At 41.4% G+C, this 19,894-nt stretch carries 20 protein-coding genes; 17 read left to right on the forward strand and 3 right to left on the reverse strand.

The features are described from left to right. Positions 1 to 38: 38 nt before the first annotated feature. The 4 genes from Q7J27_14455 (at position 39) to Q7J27_14470 (ending at position 3,518) form a co-directional block, all read left to right on the forward strand. Complete coding sequence (locus Q7J27_14455; GenBank protein MDO9530341.1) at positions 39 to 992, forward strand: hypothetical protein; 954 nt, start codon at positions 39 to 41, stop codon at positions 990 to 992. Between the two features lie 45 nt (positions 993 to 1,037). Beyond that, positions 1,038 to 1,784 (forward strand): FkbM family methyltransferase, encoded by a 747-nt coding sequence (locus tag Q7J27_14460; protein ID MDO9530342.1) that lies wholly within the window; start codon positions 1,038 to 1,040, stop codon positions 1,782 to 1,784. Between the two features lie 90 nt (positions 1,785 to 1,874). Further along, on the forward strand, positions 1,875 to 2,603 hold the full coding sequence (locus tag Q7J27_14465) for a methyltransferase domain-containing protein (protein ID MDO9530343.1): 729 nt from the start codon (positions 1,875 to 1,877) through the stop codon (positions 2,601 to 2,603). A gap of 198 nt (positions 2,604 to 2,801) precedes the next feature. Then, complete coding sequence (locus Q7J27_14470) at positions 2,802 to 3,518, forward strand: class I SAM-dependent methyltransferase (GenBank protein MDO9530344.1); 717 nt, start codon at positions 2,802 to 2,804, stop codon at positions 3,516 to 3,518. A 119-nt stretch (positions 3,519 to 3,637) separates the two neighbouring features. Here the strand turns inward: Q7J27_14470 and Q7J27_14475 are convergent, their stop codons facing one another. Next, on the reverse strand, positions 3,638 to 4,558 hold the full coding sequence (locus Q7J27_14475; GenBank protein ID MDO9530345.1) for a glycosyltransferase: 921 nt from the start codon (positions 4,556 to 4,558) through the stop codon (positions 3,638 to 3,640). A 294-nt stretch (positions 4,559 to 4,852) separates the two neighbouring features. Between Q7J27_14475 and Q7J27_14480 the strand changes: the two genes are divergently transcribed. The 13 genes from Q7J27_14480 to Q7J27_14540 all read left to right on the forward strand — a co-directional run bounded on the left by Q7J27_14480 (position 4,853) and on the right by Q7J27_14540 (position 18,013). After that, positions 4,853 to 5,860 carry a GDP-mannose 4,6-dehydratase gene (locus Q7J27_14480; GenBank protein MDO9530346.1) on the forward strand — a complete coding sequence of 336 codons (1,008 nt, stop codon included), beginning with the start codon at positions 4,853 to 4,855 and terminating at the stop codon, positions 5,858 to 5,860. Between the two features lie 118 nt (positions 5,861 to 5,978). Continuing rightward, positions 5,979 to 6,935 (forward strand): thiamine pyrophosphate-dependent dehydrogenase E1 component subunit alpha, encoded by a 957-nt coding sequence (locus Q7J27_14485; GenBank protein MDO9530347.1) that lies wholly within the window; start codon positions 5,979 to 5,981, stop codon positions 6,933 to 6,935. Further along, entirely contained in the window at positions 6,932 to 7,972 is a 1,041-nt protein-coding gene (locus Q7J27_14490; protein MDO9530348.1) for a transketolase C-terminal domain-containing protein, read from the forward strand. Before Q7J27_14485 ends, Q7J27_14490 begins: the two co-directional genes overlap by 4 nt. After that, positions 7,972 to 8,931: a class I SAM-dependent methyltransferase gene (locus Q7J27_14495; GenBank protein ID MDO9530349.1), complete on the forward strand. Its 960-nt coding sequence runs from the start codon at positions 7,972 to 7,974 to the stop codon at positions 8,929 to 8,931. Before Q7J27_14490 ends, Q7J27_14495 begins: the two co-directional genes overlap by 1 nt. A gap of 2 nt (positions 8,932 to 8,933) precedes the next feature. Further along, a complete protein-coding gene (locus Q7J27_14500; GenBank protein ID MDO9530350.1) occupies positions 8,934 to 9,716 on the forward strand; it encodes an SDR family oxidoreductase in 783 nt (260 codons plus the stop codon). 25 nt (positions 9,717 to 9,741) lie between these two features. Next, positions 9,742 to 10,740, forward strand: coding sequence for an NAD-dependent epimerase/dehydratase family protein (locus tag Q7J27_14505; GenBank protein MDO9530351.1), 999 nt, complete (start codon positions 9,742 to 9,744; stop codon positions 10,738 to 10,740). Between the two features lie 28 nt (positions 10,741 to 10,768). Next, positions 10,769 to 12,145 (forward strand): radical SAM protein, encoded by a 1,377-nt coding sequence (locus Q7J27_14510; GenBank protein ID MDO9530352.1) that lies wholly within the window; start codon positions 10,769 to 10,771, stop codon positions 12,143 to 12,145. A gap of 46 nt (positions 12,146 to 12,191) precedes the next feature. Continuing rightward, entirely contained in the window at positions 12,192 to 12,707 is a 516-nt protein-coding gene (locus tag Q7J27_14515; protein ID MDO9530353.1) for a dTDP-4-dehydrorhamnose 3,5-epimerase family protein, read from the forward strand. A 14-nt stretch (positions 12,708 to 12,721) separates the two neighbouring features. Further along, entirely contained in the window at positions 12,722 to 13,672 is a 951-nt protein-coding gene (locus Q7J27_14520) for an NAD-dependent epimerase/dehydratase family protein (protein MDO9530354.1), read from the forward strand. Beyond that, a complete protein-coding gene (locus Q7J27_14525; protein ID MDO9530355.1) occupies positions 13,669 to 14,667 on the forward strand; it encodes a hypothetical protein in 999 nt (332 codons plus the stop codon). Before Q7J27_14520 ends, Q7J27_14525 begins: the two co-directional genes overlap by 4 nt. Before the next feature lie 44 nt (positions 14,668 to 14,711). Continuing rightward, on the forward strand, positions 14,712 to 15,416 hold the full coding sequence (locus Q7J27_14530) for a sugar phosphate nucleotidyltransferase (protein ID MDO9530356.1): 705 nt from the start codon (positions 14,712 to 14,714) through the stop codon (positions 15,414 to 15,416). A 682-nt stretch (positions 15,417 to 16,098) separates the two neighbouring features. Next, a complete protein-coding gene (locus Q7J27_14535; GenBank protein ID MDO9530357.1) occupies positions 16,099 to 17,142 on the forward strand; it encodes a hypothetical protein in 1,044 nt (347 codons plus the stop codon). Positions 17,143 to 17,581: 439 nt separating this feature from the next. Then, positions 17,582 to 18,013: a DegT/DnrJ/EryC1/StrS family aminotransferase gene (locus Q7J27_14540; GenBank protein ID MDO9530358.1), complete on the forward strand. Its 432-nt coding sequence runs from the start codon at positions 17,582 to 17,584 to the stop codon at positions 18,011 to 18,013. A gap of 226 nt (positions 18,014 to 18,239) precedes the next feature. Here the strand turns inward: Q7J27_14540 and Q7J27_14545 are convergent, their stop codons facing one another. Together Q7J27_14545 and Q7J27_14550 are read right to left on the reverse strand one after the other, a co-directional pair. Further along, the gene (locus Q7J27_14545) at positions 18,240 to 18,998 is read right to left on the reverse strand and encodes an FkbM family methyltransferase (GenBank protein ID MDO9530359.1); all 759 of its coding nucleotides are present in this window, start codon (positions 18,996 to 18,998) and stop codon (positions 18,240 to 18,242) included. A gap of 161 nt (positions 18,999 to 19,159) precedes the next feature. Further along, on the reverse strand, positions 19,160 to 19,894 hold a 735-nt coding region (locus Q7J27_14550), incomplete at its 5' end, for a glycosyltransferase family 4 protein (protein ID MDO9530360.1).

A 19,894-nucleotide genomic window follows, 5' to 3' on the forward strand; every position in this document is an offset into this window, starting at 1 on the left:
CAATAAAAAAATGTTGTTCATAGCAGGGGATGTTAACTGTGCGAAAATTCATCAACTCCGTTTTGAAACCTTTTGACCTAACACTTCAAGATACTTCATTACTGTGGGAAAGAAATGCGTTTGCTTCGCTCTATGAATCAAGAACTCAGTGGGTGGATAAATCCGGCGAATACCCGGCTGAATGTGTTGTCTTCTCAAAAAACAGAGCCCTTCAGCTCCATGCACTACTGACAACATTTCACGAAAAAGTTGCTTCACCCGTACCACTTTATGTCTTATACCAAACAACGAGCTCATTTCACCAAAAAGCATATGAGGATATAATTTCATTATTTTCCAACCATCAAATCTCATTCATAAAACAGGGTACTGATTATTCTTTCCGCGAAGATCTCCTCAATCTTCTTGAGTCGCTCACGGCTGAAAAAGTTTTTTTTCTGGTAGATGACATCCTTTTTATTGAAGATTTTGATATTAAAGATTTTGTAAAATTCGATACTGATAAATTTATTCCAACGTTACGAATGGGACTGAACTTAAAAAAGTGCTATACAGTTCAAAAGGAGCAACCTTTGCCTGGATTGATGGCGGATGTCATAGATGATAAGGACAAAATTGTCTGGAAATGGAATCAGGGAGTTTATGATTGGTCTTATCCAGTCTCTCTCGACGGCCATTTTTTTTCAACACAGGAAATTACTACAATGATGCAACTACTTGATTTTTCAGCACCAAACACCCTCGAAGATCAATTACAGAAATTTCGTCGTTTTTTTTCATTTCGTCTGGGAGTGGCGTACGAAAAATCACGAACAGTAAACATTCCCTGCAACAAGGTACAGGAAGAAAATAAAAATTTATGCGGGAATATTCACCAGGACTTTTTACTGGAACAGTGGCAAAAAGGTTATCAAATGGATTTTAAAAGTCTGTATGGTTTCATGAATGAAAGCGCGCACCAGGAAATTCCTTTTGACTTTATTAAACGTTAATCCTCTTCGGGATACACTACCAACTATATATACTATGGTGAGAGAATGAAACAATGTCGAAAATCACCTGACGTCTTTTCAATGCTGAAAAAACTCAACAAATTTGTTTATTACTATCTTAAGGGAGAACCACCTGTAACCGATTCATCTATCACCAAAGATTTTATACGCCAACTTGGCCTAACGCCAAATCCGACGATTCTGGATATTGGTTGCAACGATGGGAGTACCACGCTCAGGTTTTTGGAAATCTTCGATTCCCCCAAGATTTTCTGTTTTGAACCCGATCCAAGGGCCGCCTCACGGTTCAAAAACAAGATCGGTAATAGAAAAGAAGTGAGCTTCTATGAATACGCCATAAGTGACAGAGATGGAGAAGAAACATTTTATATGAGTGGTGGTCAAGGAAGTAAAATAATGCCGGAAGGTTGGGACTATTCGGGATCGATCCGAAAACCGAAGAATCATCTGATAGTCCATCCCTGGTGTAAGTTTGAGAAGGAAATAATTGTAAAGACAAAGAGACTAGATACATGGTGTAAAGAACAAGAAATAGACAGGATAGACTTTATATGGCTGGATGTTCAGGGTGCTGAAATTGATGTTATCCGGGGAGGAAGAAGCTCTCTAAAAAACACACGCTATCTGTATACCGAATACAGTAACAAGGAACTCTACGAGGGGCAGTTATCACTGAAGCAGTTACTTAAGGAATTATCTGAATTCGAAGTTGTTATCAGGTATTCCGATGACATACTGCTTAGAAATAAAAACGAATCGAATTTAAGATGATTAAATAATCTATTAGCCCGTTAGCTGTAAAGTGAAGCTCCCCGCCCACAGGCGGGGCTTGTGGGTGCTCTCCCGGTTATAAGGAAGGAAATGAGCATAAAAAACCTTTTAAAATCTGTTCGGCCATCTGTCGGCAGAAGTAATGAGAGTACGCGTGAACGCTGGTTAGAAGAGGCGCTTAAATCCATTCCTGAGAACAGTAGAATATTAGATGCAGGCGCGGGAACTCAGCAGTATCGCAAATTCTGCGAGCATTTGAACTATGTCTCACAAGACTTTGGAGAGTACGATGGACAAGGTGACTCTGCGGGACTGCAAATGGGGGAATTCGATTATGGAAAGTTAGACATAGTTAGTGATATTACCTCTATCCCTGAACCCGACTCATCTTTTGACGCCATAATGTGTATAGAAGTCCTGGAGCATTTGCCCGAACCTACTCAGGCCATAAAGGAATTCTCGCGTTTGATCAAACCAAAGGGTCACTTGATTCTTACTGCTCCATTCTGCTCACTGACACATTTTTCTCCATATCACTTCAGTACGGGTTTCAATAAGTATTGGTATGAAATACATTTAGCGGCGAATGGTCTGAAAATTATTGATATATCCCCAAACGGTAATTTCTTCGAATATGTTGCACAGGAGATTGACAGGATACCGTCCATTTCGAAACGTTACTCAAAAAACAAGCCGGGTCTCCTTGAACGACTGAGTGTTTTTGTCGCGCTGCGAATGCTCTCACGTTTCAGCAAGAGAGACAGCGGTTCATCGGATCTTTTGTGCTTTGGATATCATGTACATGCTGTAAAAGATTAACACAGCCATAACATTGACATGGACGTTCTCTCTCAAGGCTAAAGGTGGCATTTAAACGTTTGTCATCATTTCTGAATATTCAATGATGACAAAATAGCCCAGGCTTTTGATGAAACATAAATCTGGCAATATCTAATCTAATCTATTCCCATGGATTGTCCACACAAGCATATAAATTACACATATAGGTAAAAAAGCATGGCAAACACATCACGAATGAACAGGGTCACTATCCTTCAGAAAATCATCAATAAGAAAAAAGGGGGCACTTATTTAGAAATAGGTGTCTTGGCAGGAGATACGTTTTTAAGAATAAAGGCAAGTCACAAATTGGGAGTTGATCCCAATTTTGAGATCTCACCCACAAAAAAACTCAGATATTACATAAAAAACTGCTCAAACATCTTCAATAAGTATTTTCATACGAATAGTGATACTTTCTTTGGAACGGAGCATATTTATTTGTCTAAAACAGGACTGGATGTTGCTTTCATTGATGGATTACATACCTTCTCTCAGACATTGACAGATGTACAGAACGCTTTGATGTATTTAAATGAAAACGGGGTTATAGTTTTACATGACTGCAATCCTTTATCTGAGGTGGCGGCACTTCCTGCCAAATCAATCAGAGAGATTCAAAAGTTAAATCCTCCAGGATTTACCGGCACATGGAATGGCGACGTATGGAAAACAATCGCTTACCTTAGGGCAATTCGTAAGGACTTACATGTGTTTGTATTAGATTGTGATTTTGGCTTAGGCATAATTACCAGGGGAACACCGGAAAATATGTTGGAATATTCTACAGATGAGGTTAAAAAATTATCATATATTGACCTGTCAAATAATAGGCAATCAATGTTAAATTTAAAAGCTGTAAACTATTTAGAAGTATTTCTAAAAACTATTTAACAAGTGTCATTTTTTACTATCGCAAGTGTAGCAAAGATCTTGTGCTGGCGAGACTGCATGCGGAGGACTCTACCACTTGTATCTGCGCAGAGGAGATGTCCAATTTTAGTAAAGGTACGTCATTTCGGACAGCAACTATACCGGCCTATCACTTCCCCATCCTGCCCGCGAAACTCATGCAACACATGCCCATTGCGTAGTTGGTTTGCGTAGGTTCGGACCCAGCCAAGGTACTCTGTTACTTCTCGCTGTACTTCAGAATTCCGAACGGCTCCAACCTGTCCTGCATGAGTTCGACCAAAATTTGCAATCCGTGGAATGCAAAGCGGCAAAAATCCCTGCCGATTAAAATTGAAATAAAATGTCATCATACGTTCATTAACATCGCTACCCAGTAAATAGGGCGGCGTACAACGTTCATGAACTAATCTACTATAACACATATTGAGATCAGGAAACCACAGCCCTGTATCCAACCAGAAGAAAACCCAGGTCTTCTTTTGAACGTCGTCAGCACCTAACCGCTTTTTAAGCCATCGATTGAACCTTGGCGGGGCAAAACTATGCTGATTCCAACCCATCATACGCATCAGCCGACTGATCACGCCTCGCCTTTTTAGAAACTGTTTAAAAGCGGGATGTGGCCCGCCTATATTTCCGTCCTCTGTACATAGGGCAGGAATACCCCATACAAGAGAAACTTCAGGATCTGAATCCAAAACATCAACACAAAGCTGAAGCCAATCACTATCAATATAGCCATCAGAGCCACACATAGTCATGAAATAATCACCTCGAGCCTTCTCAAAGCCTTTAATTGTGGCGTGAAACGGCCCTTCATCCGGTTCCGAAAACACTCGAATATTAGGGTGTGCAAATTTTTCAACAAAATCAAGTGTTCCATCAGTAGAACCACCATCCATGACAATAAGTTCCCATCCTTTAAAGGATTGTCGGTCTATACTCTTTAAGGCATCTTGAATGAATCTAGCAATGTTAAGCGTAGGCATTACAATGGAGATTTTTGGCTTAAGCATCATATACAACCCCTGTTGATAGAATCAAATTCGTTCTGAAATCACACGTTCATTCTTATCAAGGGTTTCGTCTAACATAAAAAATCGAAAAAATCATGGGTTTTTTGGTATCCCATCACAACATCTTGATACTCTTTCATATCGGTGACGCATACTTCTGAAACATATCCTCCTATAATATTTTCAACTCCACAAATCTTATTTGTGGAGTTGATTTATTATTCTTTTTGTCATATAAGACTCACGAAGTAGAGGAATAATTTAATTAGAAAAAATCTCTTAGATTAAGGCTGGTCTATGAAGGTATTAATAACCGGTGTAACTGGCATGGTTGGGTCCCATCTTACAGACTTTCTATTGAAAAAGACTGACTGGGATATTTATGGTATGTGCCGCTGGCGCAGTCCGTTGGATAATGTTCAGCATTTGCTTGATAGGGCAAATAAAAACAACCGACTGTACTTCATTGACGGGGATCTCAATGATTATGTTTCCCTGCAAAACGTAGTTGATGAAAGTAGGCCGGATTATGTTTTTCACCTAGCGGCGCAGAGCTATCCCACCACAAGTTTCACTTCGCCTATCTATACACTTGATACAAACATTCTTGGCACTGAAAGGCTGCTTGAAGCATTAAGACGTCGCAAAGATATCGATCCGGTTATTCATGTATGCTCTTCTTCAGAAGTATTCGGCCGGGTTTCTAAAGAAAAGCTGCCCATCGATGAAGAATGCTCGTTTCATCCTGCATCACCATATTCCATTTCCAAGATCGGGGCTGATCTGATAGGGAGGTTTCACGCCGAGGCCTATGGACAGAAAGTAATGACAACACGCATGTTTACTCATACAGGTCCGAGGCGAGGCGATGTTTTCGCTGAATCCACCTTTGCCAAACAAATTGCCATGATAGAGCAGGATATGATTCCGCCGGTAGTAAAGACAGGAAACCTCGATTCTCTGCGTACATGGTCTGATGTGCGTGATGCCGTTCGTGCCTATTATATGCTGGTTACTGTCAATCCCATTCCCGGAGAATATTATAATATAGGCGGCACCTATTCCTGTTCGGTTCGAGAAATGCTTGATTATCTGATTTCCATTTCAACACGAAAAGACATTCAAATTGAAACGGAACAAATCAGATTTCGTCCTCTAGATGCTGATCTGCAGGTGCCTGATATAACGAAGTTCAAAAATCATACGGGCTGGGAGCCGCAAATTTCATTTGAAAAAACCATGCAGGATCTGCTCGACTACTGGAGAGATAGAGTGAGCTCTGGAAGGGGGTTTTTAGTGAGGTAGCCGTAAGGGAACAGTTGGCGCTTTGGGATTTTTAAACTTGAGCTGCTATCATTTAGCTTAAGAGGGCTCAGGAAGTTCAAGATTTGCAGTTGTCTATGTTAGTTATATGGGGTGTTGCATGAAAGGATTGAATATCGAACTGTATAAAAAGATGTGTCTAGTTCGTAAAGCCGAAGAAATGATTCAGTACTATTATTCCGAAGATGGTATGAAGACTCCAATGCATATGTCGATGGGGGAGGAGGCCATAGCAGTTGGTGTATGTCATGCTTTAAAGGCAAAAGATCAGATTTTTGGCACCTATAGATCTCATGCGATATATCTGGCAAAAACACAAAATATAAACGATTTCTTTGCGGAGATGTATGGAAAAGACACAGCTTTGTTAAAAGGAAAAGGTGGTTCGATGCATATGTGTAACCCTGACGGAGGATTCATGGGTTCCTCTGGTATTGTTGCCAGTGCAATCCCCGTGGCCGTTGGAGCTTCTTTTGCCAATAAAATGTCAAAAAATGGAAAATACGTTGCTGTCTTTTTCGGAGACGGAGCAACTAATGAAGGTGTTTTTTGGGAAAGTCTCAACGCAGCCTGTCTCATGAAGCTTCCTGTTCTGTTCATTTGCGAGGATAATGGATTTGCTGTTCACACACCTAAGTCTGAGCGTGAAGGGTATGAGTCGTTAACTGACATTGTTTCGAAATTCAATTGTCATGTGATTAGTGAAGAAACTACCGACGTTGAGGTAATTTATAATTTAACACAGGATGGCATAAAGCTCATGAGCGACACAAGTATGCCGCTTTTTTTACACTTCAGATACTACCGTTACTTGGAACATGTCGGTATTTGTGAAGATTATGAAGCGGGATATCGATCAAGGGAAGAATATTTAAAGTGGCTGGAGCGTGATCCTGTGAAACTTCAGCGAGAAAAATTGCTTGCCAGTGGTATCAATGACATGGAAATCAAAAACATCGAGAGTGTAATCACCGAAAAGGTGATGAAAAGTATAACAAAGGCAAAAGAGGCTCCTTTCTGTAGGAACGACGAACTATTCGAAGGGGTATTGGTATGAGAAGTATTACTTACTGTGATGCGCTGAATGAGGCAATTGCTCAGGAGATGGAGAGAGATTCCAGTGTCTTTATCTACGGGTTGGGCGTTCCAGATCATAAGCGCATATTCGGATCAACAAATGGCCTGGTCGAAAGATTTGGGAAAGAGAGGTGCTTTGACACGCCTCTTTCAGAGGATGCCATGACAGGTTTCGGACTTGGTGCCGCCATTAACGGGAAAAGACCCATACACGTCCATATACGAGCAGACTTTTTACTTCTAGCGATGAATCAGCTGGCAAACATGGTTTCTTCTTATCGGTATTTCTCCGGCGGGAAATTAAAGGTTCCCATGGTTATACGGGTAATTATCGGACGTGGCTGGGGGCAGGGGCATCAGCATAGTAAAAGCATGTATTCAATATTTGCCCATATTCCCGGGCTGAAAGTCGTTCTGCCGACCACGCCGTATGATGCTAAGGGAATGCTAATCTCAGCAATTCGAGACGATAATCCGGTCATTTTTTTTGAACACCGATGGCTATATTGGCAGGCGGGGGAGGTTCCCGAGAAACCGTACACAGTACCTATTGGACCGGCGAATATTACCCGCAAAGGGAAAGATATTACCATTGTCAGTACGTCGTGGATGAATGTGGAAGCTCTGAAAGCGGCGGAAATCCTTGCTCGAAATGGCGTCGATGTTGAGATCGTTGACGTAAGGACGATTGCACCCTTTGAGGATGATCTTATTGTCGAATCTGTACTCAAAACAGGCCATTGTATCATTGCTGATAACGACTGGGTGGAGTGTGGATTCAGTGCCGAGGCTGCGGCAAGAATTTATGATAAATGCTTTGGACGAATGAAGTCCCCCATCGAGAGGGTAGGATTTGCCTTCACCCCATGCCCTACGGCGCGGCACCTTGAAAACGCTTTTTATCCTAACGCTATTACGATTATAAGGGCAATAGAAGAAAAGTTGGGTCTGGAACCTACGGACTTGAGCGGGGAGGAATTTTACAGCCATGAAAACAGATTCAAAGGTCCGTTTTGATGTTAAATATTGAAGGAGAGGATATGCAGCACGTTACCATTGACGATTTTGCACACTCTTTCGGAACGACAGTCGAGGATTTTCCGAACGAATGTCTAAAGATGATCAGGGGAAAGGATTTCAGATACCGTAGGTTCGACAAAAAAGAACGCGATAACATAATACTCCAAGTTTTGAAGAAAATAGAAGGTGACACGCAAATTATCGGCGCCACCGAGAGAAAAGATGTTTGGGAGCATGGATGGGCTGAGAATCTTCAGTCCTTTGTCGAAAGTGGTGGAGACCTTGACACGCTAATTCCTAAGTTTATCAGAGAAAACCAGCCGATTCGGTATGCAGGTGATTATATCATGCCCGCCAACCAACGATTCGAATACGATTTCATGACTGTATTCCGTTTATGGCTTTTCAGGAAGTATCTTTCTCCCTTTGACACAATTTATGAGTTTGGGTGTGGAACGGGAATGAACCTCGTATTATTGGCGTCCCTATTCCCGGAGAAGGAGTTCCATGGTCTCGATTTCGTTCAGTCATCCGTCGAGCTTATAAATAAAATTGGAGAGAGCAACGCAGGCACCATACGGGGTCGCCTGTTCGACATGATTGAACCGGATGAATCGTTGCAGCTATCTCAAAACAGTGCCGTATTTACCTTCGGGGCTATTGAGCAACTGGCTGATAAATTCGAAAAATTTATACAGTTTTTACTTCACAATAAGCCGCGATTATGCATACATATCGAACCGACCATAGAACTCTATGACGAGGATGATCTTTTTGACTATCTTGCAATAAAATTCCACAGGAAAAGAGGATATACGGAGAATTTACTTCCCTATCTCCAGGAACTTGAGCGACGGGGAGCCATACGACTGATAAAAGTAAAACGCTTATATCTTGGGAGCCTATTCATGGAAGGATACACATATTATATCTGGGAACCACTATTAAAGGAATAGAAATGAATCTTGGAATCTCTGGCAAATACGCTCTTATTACCGGAGGCAGTCGCGGTATTGGCAAAAGCATAGCCCTTTTGTTAGCTGAGGAAGGGTGTAATGTTGCCATATGTGCCCGCTCTCAACCCGATATCAACTCAACCGTCAGAGAAGTCAAAGCTAAGGGCGTTGCTGTACTGGGCGTTGCCGCCGATGTTACAGAGACCTCTGAAGTTCAGAAAGTTATTGATACTGTTCGACAGGAGTGGGGAACTATTCATATTTTAGTTAACAATGTAGGTGGAGGTGGCCGCTGGGGCAAAGAGGTGGTCGAGGAAACTGCCGACGATGTGTGGATGGAAGTCTTCAATAAAAACGCCATGGTTGCCGTTAAATTCACAAAAGCGATAATTCCGTGGATGAAAAAACAACAATGGGGACGTATTGTCACGATAACCTCCATCTATGGCAGAGAAGGTGGAGGAAGGCCGTGGTTCAATATGGCAAAAGCCGCTCAAACAAGTCTTATGAAATGCCTGGGTTTGAATAAAGATCTTGTGCGCTCGGGCATTACCTTTAACAGCGTTGCGCCGGGTGCCATCATGATTCCGAAGACCGGATGGGAAGCAGAGAGAAATAAAGACCCGGAGGCTTTTGACGAAATGCTCGGCGAGCAGTTTACACTCGGTCGACTCGGGACTCCTGAAGAGGTGGCAAATGTCGTGGTCTTTTTATGCTCCGAGCGTGCGTCATTGATAAACGGAGTGTCAATCGCTGCTGATGGAGGACAGAGCAGGTCGTTTTAGTAACATAATAGGGGTGCTGATTTATATGATAAAGGATAATGTATTAAGGAGTTTTTCGGGGAAAAGTGCTCTTGTCACCGGCGGAACGGGTCTTATCGGACGTGAGGTGGTCAAGTTGCTTTGTGCTGCAGGTGCCTATGTTAAAATCGTCTCTCTCGACCATGTTAATGTTGATAGCAGAGCAGAGCATGTTCTGGGCGACCTGACCGATTTCAATCTTTGCAAAGATCTAACTAAAGATACGGATTTTGTTTTCCATCTTGCGGGTATCAAAGGGTCTATTGAAGTAACGAAATCGAAACCGGCCAGCTTTTTTGTGCCGCTTCTTATGTTTAACACAAATGTGCTTGAGGCTTCCCGTTTGAATAAGGTGCAGAAGATCGTGTATACAAGTTCTATTGGAGCCTATCCAAGCGCTGAAGTATTTAAGGAAAACGATGGCAATGATGGTCCGCCTATGGACATGTATCCGGGATGGGCCAAGCGAATGGCTGAGATGCAGATACAAGCTTACAAAATTCAATATGGATTGGACAACTTCTCAGTGGTTAGGCCATGCAATGTGTACGGACCAGGAGATAACTTCGATCCAAAGAATGCTATGGTTATTCCCACATTGATGTCTCGAATCTTCAACAAGGAAGACCCTGTGGTAGTGTGGGGCGACGGTTCAGCCATCAGAGATTTTGCGTATAGCCGTGATGTTGCTGAAGGCATTATTCTTGCGCTGTATCACGGCACGGGAGATCATCCGTTTATTAATCTGGGAAGTGGTAAAGGCTATACTATCGGGGAACTTGTGGAAACCTTGCACGAATTCCTTGATTTCAATTACCGTTTTGATACCACCAAACCTTCAGGTTTTCCCAAAAGGGTGATGGATGTTTCACTGGCGAGGAAGGCAATCGATTACAATCCCAGTACAGCACTTCTTGAAGGATTGAAAGAAACATGGGGGTGGTTTGTCGAAAATCAGGATGAGTACTTGAAAAAGAAAAACTATTTCAGTGATAATGAGAAATAGGCATTAAGGATGGGAAGCCAGTGATCGTATGAAAATACTTTTTGTAATATATCAGTTGGACTTTGCCGACCATATTTCTCTGTCCTTTCTTTCTGCTGTTGCCAAAGAGAGAGGGCATTCGACTCATCTTTGTGTATTGACAGAGGTACATTTAGAGGAATCAGTAAAGGCGTACAAACCGGATGTTGTTGCTTATTCCACAAACATATACGGGTTTGATGAAATGGTGGCCTCTCATAAAGAAGCTAAAAAGTCACACGATTTTGTGTCCATAATGGGTGGACCGCATGTAACAGTATTTCCAGAAATCTTCAGTGAAGTTGATGTAGATGCTTTTTGTATTGGTGAGGGTGAACTTGCATTTCGGGATTTTCTTGAATGTTTGGAACAAGATATTTCTTATGACAGTGTACCTAATTTAATCACCGTCAATTCCGCAAATCCTGTTAGGCCATTAATTAACAACCTTGACGACCTGCCTTTTCCTGATAGGGATCTTGTATTAGGGAATTCATTTCTCAAGGACACCCCTAAAAAAACATTTTATGCCTCACGTGGCTGTCCATACAGTTGTAACTATTGTTGCAACAGTTACTACCGTAGTCTTTATCGCGGAAAAGGGAAATATGTACGCCGTTTTTCAGTAGAAAGAGTTATCCGCGAAATAGAGCATGTAAAATCCAGATATCGTACCGATTTTATTAAGTTTGGGGATGATCTGTTCGCTCCGAAGGCGGATGAATGGCTTGAAGAATTTTCCGATATTTATTCAAAGCGCGTAGGCATTCCTTTTAATTGTTATCTCCGGTTTGATACTGTGGACGAAAAGTTACTTTTCTTATTAAAAAAGGCAGGGTGCTATTCGGTTCATCTTTCTGTAGACAGTACATCTGAAAATGTCAGGGGAAAAATTCTTAACAGAAAGATGAAAAAGGTGGATATTGTTCGACGAATTAAGACAATCAATGATTTCGGTATTAATACCTGGGTGAACTATATGTTGGCCGCTCCCGAATCTACCCTGGAAGATGACCTCTTATCAATTTCGATAAATAAAAAAAGTAAGGTTACTTATGCGAGCTATTCTACAACCGTTCCCATGAAAGGAACCGTTTTATATGATTACTGTATTCAACATAATCTGATCGACGCCTCAACCCACAAAAGCGATATGGAGGGTTGTTCCCAGCCTACCACGCTCAAATGTTTTTCCGAAAAGGAAAAAAATGTCCGATACAACATTTATTTGTTAGGTGCAATTATTGCCAAGTTGCCGTTTCCGCTTGACAAACTTGCGATCTGGATGATTCAGATCATTCCGCCGAATAAACTTTTCGTCAAACTGCGGCAGGCTTTTTACCAATACAGCATTGAAAATCGTATTTTCAAACTTCACCTTAGGTGAAAACTGACGCACTTCTATTTCAAAGAAGAAGGATAATGGATACTGCATGATAGTTGAAAAAACCAAACTGGACGGAGTTCTTTTGATAAAGCTTGTTGGCTTTGAAGATCACCGGGGGGAATACTTAGAGCTGTATAATGAGAAATCATACAAGTCAAAAGGGATTGATATTGATTTTGTGGAGGATGATATCTCTATTGCCACAAAAGGGGTGATCAAGGGAATCCATGGCGACGATTGTACGTGGAAACTAATTTCATGTCTGCATGGAAAGTTTTATCTTGTTGTAATAAATTACGATGAACAATCAAAGGATTTCGGGAAATGGCAGTCATTTGTACTGTCCGACAGAAACAAACATCAGGTATTAGTGCCGCCAAAACATGGCAATGGTCACTTATGCTTGAGCGAAAAGTCCATTTTTTACTATAAGCAGTCTTCTTATTATGATTCATCAAGTCAATTTACAATAAAATGGAATGACCCAAAATTTAAGATTTGGTGGCCTATCAAAACACCCATACTTTCTCAAAGGGATGAAATAGGACATTTTGTGGATTAAGGGGGAGCAAAAAAATGTTTAAGGGAAAAAATGTTCTCATAACGGGCGGAGCTGGATTTGTCGGGTCAAATCTAATAAAGCGTCTTCTGGATATGGGAGCCAATGTAAGGGCTACTTTACACAAGAAAAAAGTGAAAACAGCGGATGATAGTGTCGAATATATAACGTGTAATTTGCAGAAACCGGAAGACTGTCACAAAATATGTCAGGATATGGATTATATTTTTCTTTGCGCTGCAAACACGTCGGGCGCGGCTGTTATGGAAAAGACTCCTCTGGCGCATTTGACACCGAATATTATAATGAATTCATTGATGCTTGAAGCTGCTTATGCGGCTGAGGTGAAAAAGGTATTGTTTATTAGTAGTAACACTGTCTATCCTGCCACTGATTATCCTGTCAAAGAAGATGATGCCAACTTTGAATTCTTTGAGAAGTATTTTGTTGTCGGTTGGATGAAACGCTTTTCCGAAATTATGTGTCAGATGTACTCGACTAAGATCGGTAAGCCAATGCAGACGGTCATTGTTCGTCCGGCTAATGTCTATGGCCCCATGGATGACTTTGAGTGGGAAACTTCACATGTGTTGCCTGCGTTAATACGTCGGGTCGTTGAGCGACATGCTCCTATTAGTGTCTGGGGTGATGGTAAAGACATAAAGGATTTTATCTATATAGATGATCTTATCGATGGCTTGCTTTTGGCTATGGAAGAAATGGAGGGGTTTAATGTTGTAAACATCGCCAGCGGGAAGGAGTATTGCCTTCAAGACATACTTAATCTCATTATTAAAGTTGATGGGTATGAAAATGCAAAGGTAGAATATGACGCATCCAAGCCGACCATGATACCAAAACGACTTATTGATCCGGCAAAAGCAAAACGTCTACTCGGATTTGAAGCGAAAACTCCAATTGAAGAAGGTCTTAGGAAGACCGTAGAGTGGTATAGGAACACGCTATGATTATTACCAGAACACCTTTTCGAATATCTTTTTTTGGCGGCGGCACTGATTACCCTGTTTACTATAAAGAAAAGGGCGGCGCTGTTTTAAATACTACCATCAACAAGTATTGCTATATTAGTTGCCGTTATTTGCCACCTTATTTCGATAATAAATACCTTATCAGATATGCGTTGCGCGAAGAAGTAAACAGTCTTTCAGAAATTAAGCATCCGTCTGTCAGGGAATGCCTCCGTTTTTTGAATATCGGTGATGGAATTGAAATGGTGCACACAGGTGACATTCCTGCCCGTTCGGGTATCGCTTCTAGTTCATCCTTTACCGTTGGTTTCCTTAATGCCCTCTATGCATTGACTGGGAAGATGGTAACTAAGCGACAGTTGGCACGAGAGGCCATATATATAGAACAGTCGATTCTCAATGAGAACGTTGGCTCGCAGGATCAGGTGTCTGTCGCTTTTGGGGGAATGAATAAGATTGAGTTTGGCGGAGATAGAAATTTTTACGTAACCCCGATAACTATCAAACAGGATAAGTTGAACAGTTTGCAGGATAGTCTTATGCTTTTCTACACAGGGCTTGTCAGAAATGCGTCGGAAATTGCTGGTGAACAAATAAAAGTGTCGCATTCGAAGAAAAGAGAGTTGGATCTTATGATGGAAATGACAGATGAGGCTGTTAATATTCTGAATTCAGAAAATGATAGCCTTGATGATTTTGGCAGACTCCTCCACGAATCATGGAAAATCAAGAAAGATTTGACCTCAATGATAACTAATCAAAAATTAGATAAGATATATGAAGCTGGGCGTGGCGCAGGTGCTCTGGGTGGCAAGTTGCTTGGTGCTGGAGGAGGAGGGTTTTTCCTCTTTTATGTCCGACCCGAAGACCAGAATCGGGTGAAGGAAGCATTGAAAGACCTGCTGTATGTTCCCTTTCATTTTGAAAATCTGGGCACACAGGTGATTATGTATTCTACACAGGATTTTTATTAAGAACAACATTTGATCATTTCTTTGGATTGTTTCTGTAAAAAATTATGATACTTCAAAAAGAAAACACAAGTGTTATTATTCTCTGCGGAGGGAAAGGAGGGAGACTGAAAGCAGTCAGCAGTAATATGCCAAAAGCATTAGTTGATGTCGATGGTAAACCATTCATTAGAATACTGATGGATGATCTTCTGCAATACGGTTTTAAACACTTTATCTTGTGTGTTGGTTATTTAAAGGAACAGGTACAGGAATATTTTGCTGAGACACATTATCATGTGGAGTTTTCCGAGGAAGATAAACCTTTAGGAACCGGTGGAGCTCTCAAAAGAGCAGCATCGCTGATAAAGAGTTCGTCATTTTTAGTTGTAAACGGAGACTCGATATGTAGAACGGATTATGCAGAACTCTTTAATTTTCATTATGCAAAAGAGGGTCTTCTGACAGTTGTGCTGGTCAGACCACAGCAGGGCAGAGATTATGGAGTTGTTAATATAGATAGCAACCAGCAAATAACGAGCTTTATGGAAAAAGTTGAAAGTGGCGGGATGGGATTCATCAATGCGGGCATATATCTTATGCAACGGGACCTCGTACGGCACATGCCTCAAGAAAAACGTTTTTCCCTGGAATATGATTTCTTCCCCAATATCATTGATCTTGGTTGTTACGGATTCGTTACTGACGGCGATTTGATTGATATTGGAACACCAGGGCGGCTCTTAAGAGCTCGGAAATATTTTGCCGGATAATTTAACTATTGATCTTTTCTTACACCTATTAGGTAATTGTTGCCGGGAGGGATTCTCTGTTGATGTAAAAGAGCATAAGGGCAAGGCTGTTAAAATAACGTGGGATTTTGATCAATCGTAACTTGGCAAACCCTATGACGGCAGTTACTTTACACGCACAGACAGGATGGATCTTTCAAGAAACAAGATATGGTCACACTCTATGTCATGCTTACATCGGTGGAGGGTACCTTTCGCTGTTTTAAAGGGTGAGCTGGGGCTTCGTTCCATCCATCACAGAAAGGCAGACCGTATAGAGGGGCATTTTTTATCTCTATCCTTGCGTATCACCTGTTGAACTACATCCAGCAGCATTTACGCAAGGCCGGCATCAATCTCATCGGTGGGGCACTGTTCGTTCCCTGCTCCAGACGCATATAGCCCTCAGCACTCATCTTCCCACTGCGGATGGTAAAATGGTTCACCTTCGTTATTGCAGTATCCCGACACTAGGGCAGGTGGAGGTGTATAGTGCGCTGGGGATTACCAGTGTTCCACTGAAGCGTACGAAGGTTGAGATGTAAACAAATGTAGTGACCATAAATTTGCTCATTCAGCTTCAACTACCCGACATTACTGTAGTTGTGTTCAGAATGGGGTTAAGCTTGGGTTAATACTATACTTTGGGAATGGAGTGACATTAATGCAGTTGAATCTTCGGGAATACTTTCTCTACCGGCTCAAAAAACTACTCTTTCGCCTTGGCAAGATAACATATCGTAAGAAATGGTATTCGACCTCTGCGGATATTTTCTCTTTTTATGCACGCACTATCGATATGAATATTCTTTTAGAAGAGGATGAACGTTTTGTTCTAGATGAACAGATCCGGATGCATATCGATAAATGTTTTGACGACTTCCATACTAAAGGTCAAGGCATTCCACCCTTCTGCGAACAATACAGTTACAAACACAACCACTCTGTTGACAGTTATCGAGATATTAAACTATGCTTCCTTGCCCCGCAGTTTATCAATAACGATAAGCGATATATTGAAAACGAATATGAGGACTATTTTGTCAAAACGGCGCTGAAAGTAGGAATACAAGCCGAAATGTTTTATACGGATTTGATTTCATATCCAAATCTACCCCAAGATACCAGTGTAGCACAAAAACGTCTCCAAGAATTAAGGGAATATATAGCAAAGACAAGGCCCCATGTAATCTTGTTTGATGCCAACTACATAGGCAATCAAAATACGGTCAACCCCTATCTGCTCAATGAATTCAGGCAGATCACCGGGGCGAAAATCGTCGGTTTTATCGGAGATGCCTATGGAGATTTGGGCAGAAAAATGGCAAATTACTGGGCGGAGCAATGCGATCTCTTACTGCATAGTGCTCCCGGCGATCCGTCGGCTTTATGTGCCCCTTTCGGAGAAAAGATGGTTCTTATTCCCATTCCGCTCAACCGATTACGATTCTATAGGGAAAAGGACCAGCGCTTCGATATCTCTTTCATGGGAACCTATGAAAGCGCTCTAAGGCCTTTTTGGCTCTCACATGTTATGAAAATTGCCTCGCAACAAAGGATGACAACATGTGTAATCCCCCATGCAAGGATAGCTGACGAATGTCCGGATATGTACGAGTATGCCAGAATCCTTCGGGATTCAAGGATTGTGTTAAATTTCTCTTCTCTCGTACACCGACCGACAAAGATCCCAGCCAAAGAGTCCTGACAGGACGGGTATGGCAAACCATAGCCAGCGGGTGTCTTCTATTTGAGGAGGAAAACGAACCCATCAAAACGTTTTTTACCCCGTTTGTCCACTATATCCCCTTTGCCAACGTATCGCAATTACAAGCGTTCCTGCTTTTCCTGCATACTCATGAAGATTACCGAAAACGGATCGCTGATGCAGGAGCTGATTGGTGCAACACTTGGTACAGCATTGAGAACATTTGGTCATACATAATTGCCAAGCTCGGGTTTCCAGCGACCGATGGATGATCCAAAGCCAACAATTTGTTTAAACACGAACACATTGCGTAAATTCCAATCAATTTCGCTATTATACCCCAATTCACTATTTACAAATCCCCACTATGCTAAGCTGACCCGTTGATGAACATCCTGATCTTTCCCCTGATTTTATTTTTGCGTATCCTGCGTACAACGTGCGTAATACGGAAATAGGGGCAGTCCTTGGAAGGAGCCAGCTCAAGCGCCTGGATGATAATAATGTTAAGCGTATAAAAAATTTTCAAATCTTTCTGGAAAATCTTGACTCGAGCAAATACCGAACCGATTTTGACTTGGAGGGAAGCTGCAACTATGCCTTTAATCTGGTGCTAAGGGAACCAAACCCTGAACTGCGCGACAAGGTTGAGAAGGCCATGCAAAAAGCCGGTGTCGAATTCCGTCGTGGAAGTTCAGGTGGAGGCAACCAGCTCCGACAGCCGTATTTACAAGAGATTGTACCTGATAAAGAATACGAGAAATATCCAGAAATAGAGCACATTCATTTTTACGGATATTATATAGGGAATTACCCAGACTTGGAGGAACAAAAAATTCTTGATCTTTGTTCTTTACTTAATCACGTTTGATCCGTCAGGCCTGCCGTTGATCATATGCTAAATCATCAACGGACATGTTTCGCTCTTATTAACACAATTCATTCCTTTTCCACGCCCAAGGTATACTCAATTAAATATCAAGAGTGCTTACTGCTGGTACATGTCGGTTTTACGTAAATACCATTTTCACTTACTTATATGCATGTTATCCAGTTTCTTTTCTTGTTTTTCTGCGTTTTCTATCGGGCATCTACCATCACACAATCCGACATGCTGCTAACATGTGATTTGAGTATCGACGAGTTCTAAAGTCATTCGACTTAAGATAATTCTCCAAAAACTCTATATTCTGATTCGGTTCTGTTCCTTTATGAACTTCTATAGCCATCTGAACAACACGGTGCAGGTATTTTATAGGACATTTATATAATATTTCATATTCAGCGCCTTCACAATCTATCTTCAACAAATCGCAATATTCTATATGATGTTCATCAAATATTTCCTGTAAGCTTACACAAGGAACTTTCACCGTTTCATTCTTAATGTCGGATTTTTCAAAAATACTGGCAGCTGTCGTAAAGCTATCGTTCGAATCAAAGCTTAATTCTACCTCTCCTGAGCCTCCACAAACAGCCTTTGGAAAACATAAAATGTCGGCATCTTCATTGATCGCTTTATTTCGTAAGAGTTGGCGAAAATTTACATCAATAGGCTCATAAGAAAAAACTTTAGCACCAGGAAATTGCGAAGCGGCAAATGCTGAGAAAAAGCCTGCATTAGCCCCTATATCAATTACTGTGGGTCGTTCTGGAATCCTTAGCTTTAATTCTTTCGTATAACATTCCTCCATGAAAATCTCTTTGAATTCAGGAAGGAGCCTTCTTGGCACTTCTATAGTAATATTGTTAGGCGCCTTAAATATGAGCGGATCATCCTTAGTTAACCCAAATTTAACCCAAAGATGCAGCCACCAGTTTGTTATATTTCGAAAAAGTCGAATGTATCGCATCATCTTTTAATTTCTCTGTTCTACAATCTCACCCTTTGACGGCCTTGGGTCCAAATATCCGATTTGTTGATAAATCCATTCATAGATAAAAATTCGAAACACAAAACATGACCGGGAGCGCACCCGTAAGCCCCGCCCTGTGGGTGGGGAGCTTCACAATTTAATTACTTTTTAGATGTTATAACCTCATTAAATATTCTTATCATATCGTGATGATTCCTTTTGGTGGAATAATCCTGACCAATACGAAAAGCTTCTTTAGACATTTTTTTGCGATTTTCATAAGCCATCAATAAATTCATCTTGTCCGCCAGATCTGCCGGGTCAGGAGGATGAGTAATTATGTAACCGTTCTCACCGTCCGTTATAATACCGGAGGCACCGTTGGCTGTTGTTGTGATTGACGGAAGACCGCATGCCATTGCCTCTATTACAACGAGGGAGCATGCGTCGTAATATGTCGGAAGGACAAACACGTCGCTGTTTGCGTAATACTCTTCCGTGGAGCGAATCTGTCCAGTAAAAATTATCATATCTTCAAGATTGAGATTTTTGATTTGCCTTGAAAGAGATCCATAAGGCAACCCACCTATAACTATGATTTTAAAATTGTTCTTTCCGGAAATTTTCAGTTTGGATGCTGCTTCTACGAGGGATTCTATTCCCTTTTTTTTCAAGTCATATGAAATAAATAAGAAAACGACATCGTCCTCTTTTATCCCCAATTGCTTTCGAAGCGGGCCCCTAAGCTCATGATATAAATTACGGTTATATCGAGAGGTATCGACACCATTATATACAACTTCAATTTCTGTACCTTTCACTCTGAAAAAAGACTCCATGTCGGTTTTTATCATTTGAGAAATCGCCACTATTCTTGGCCGTGGGTCAAGTCGAAA

It is taken from the genome of Syntrophales bacterium, assembly GCA_030655775.1.
GTDB lineage: Bacteria > Desulfobacterota > Syntrophia > Syntrophales > JADFWA01 > JAUSPI01.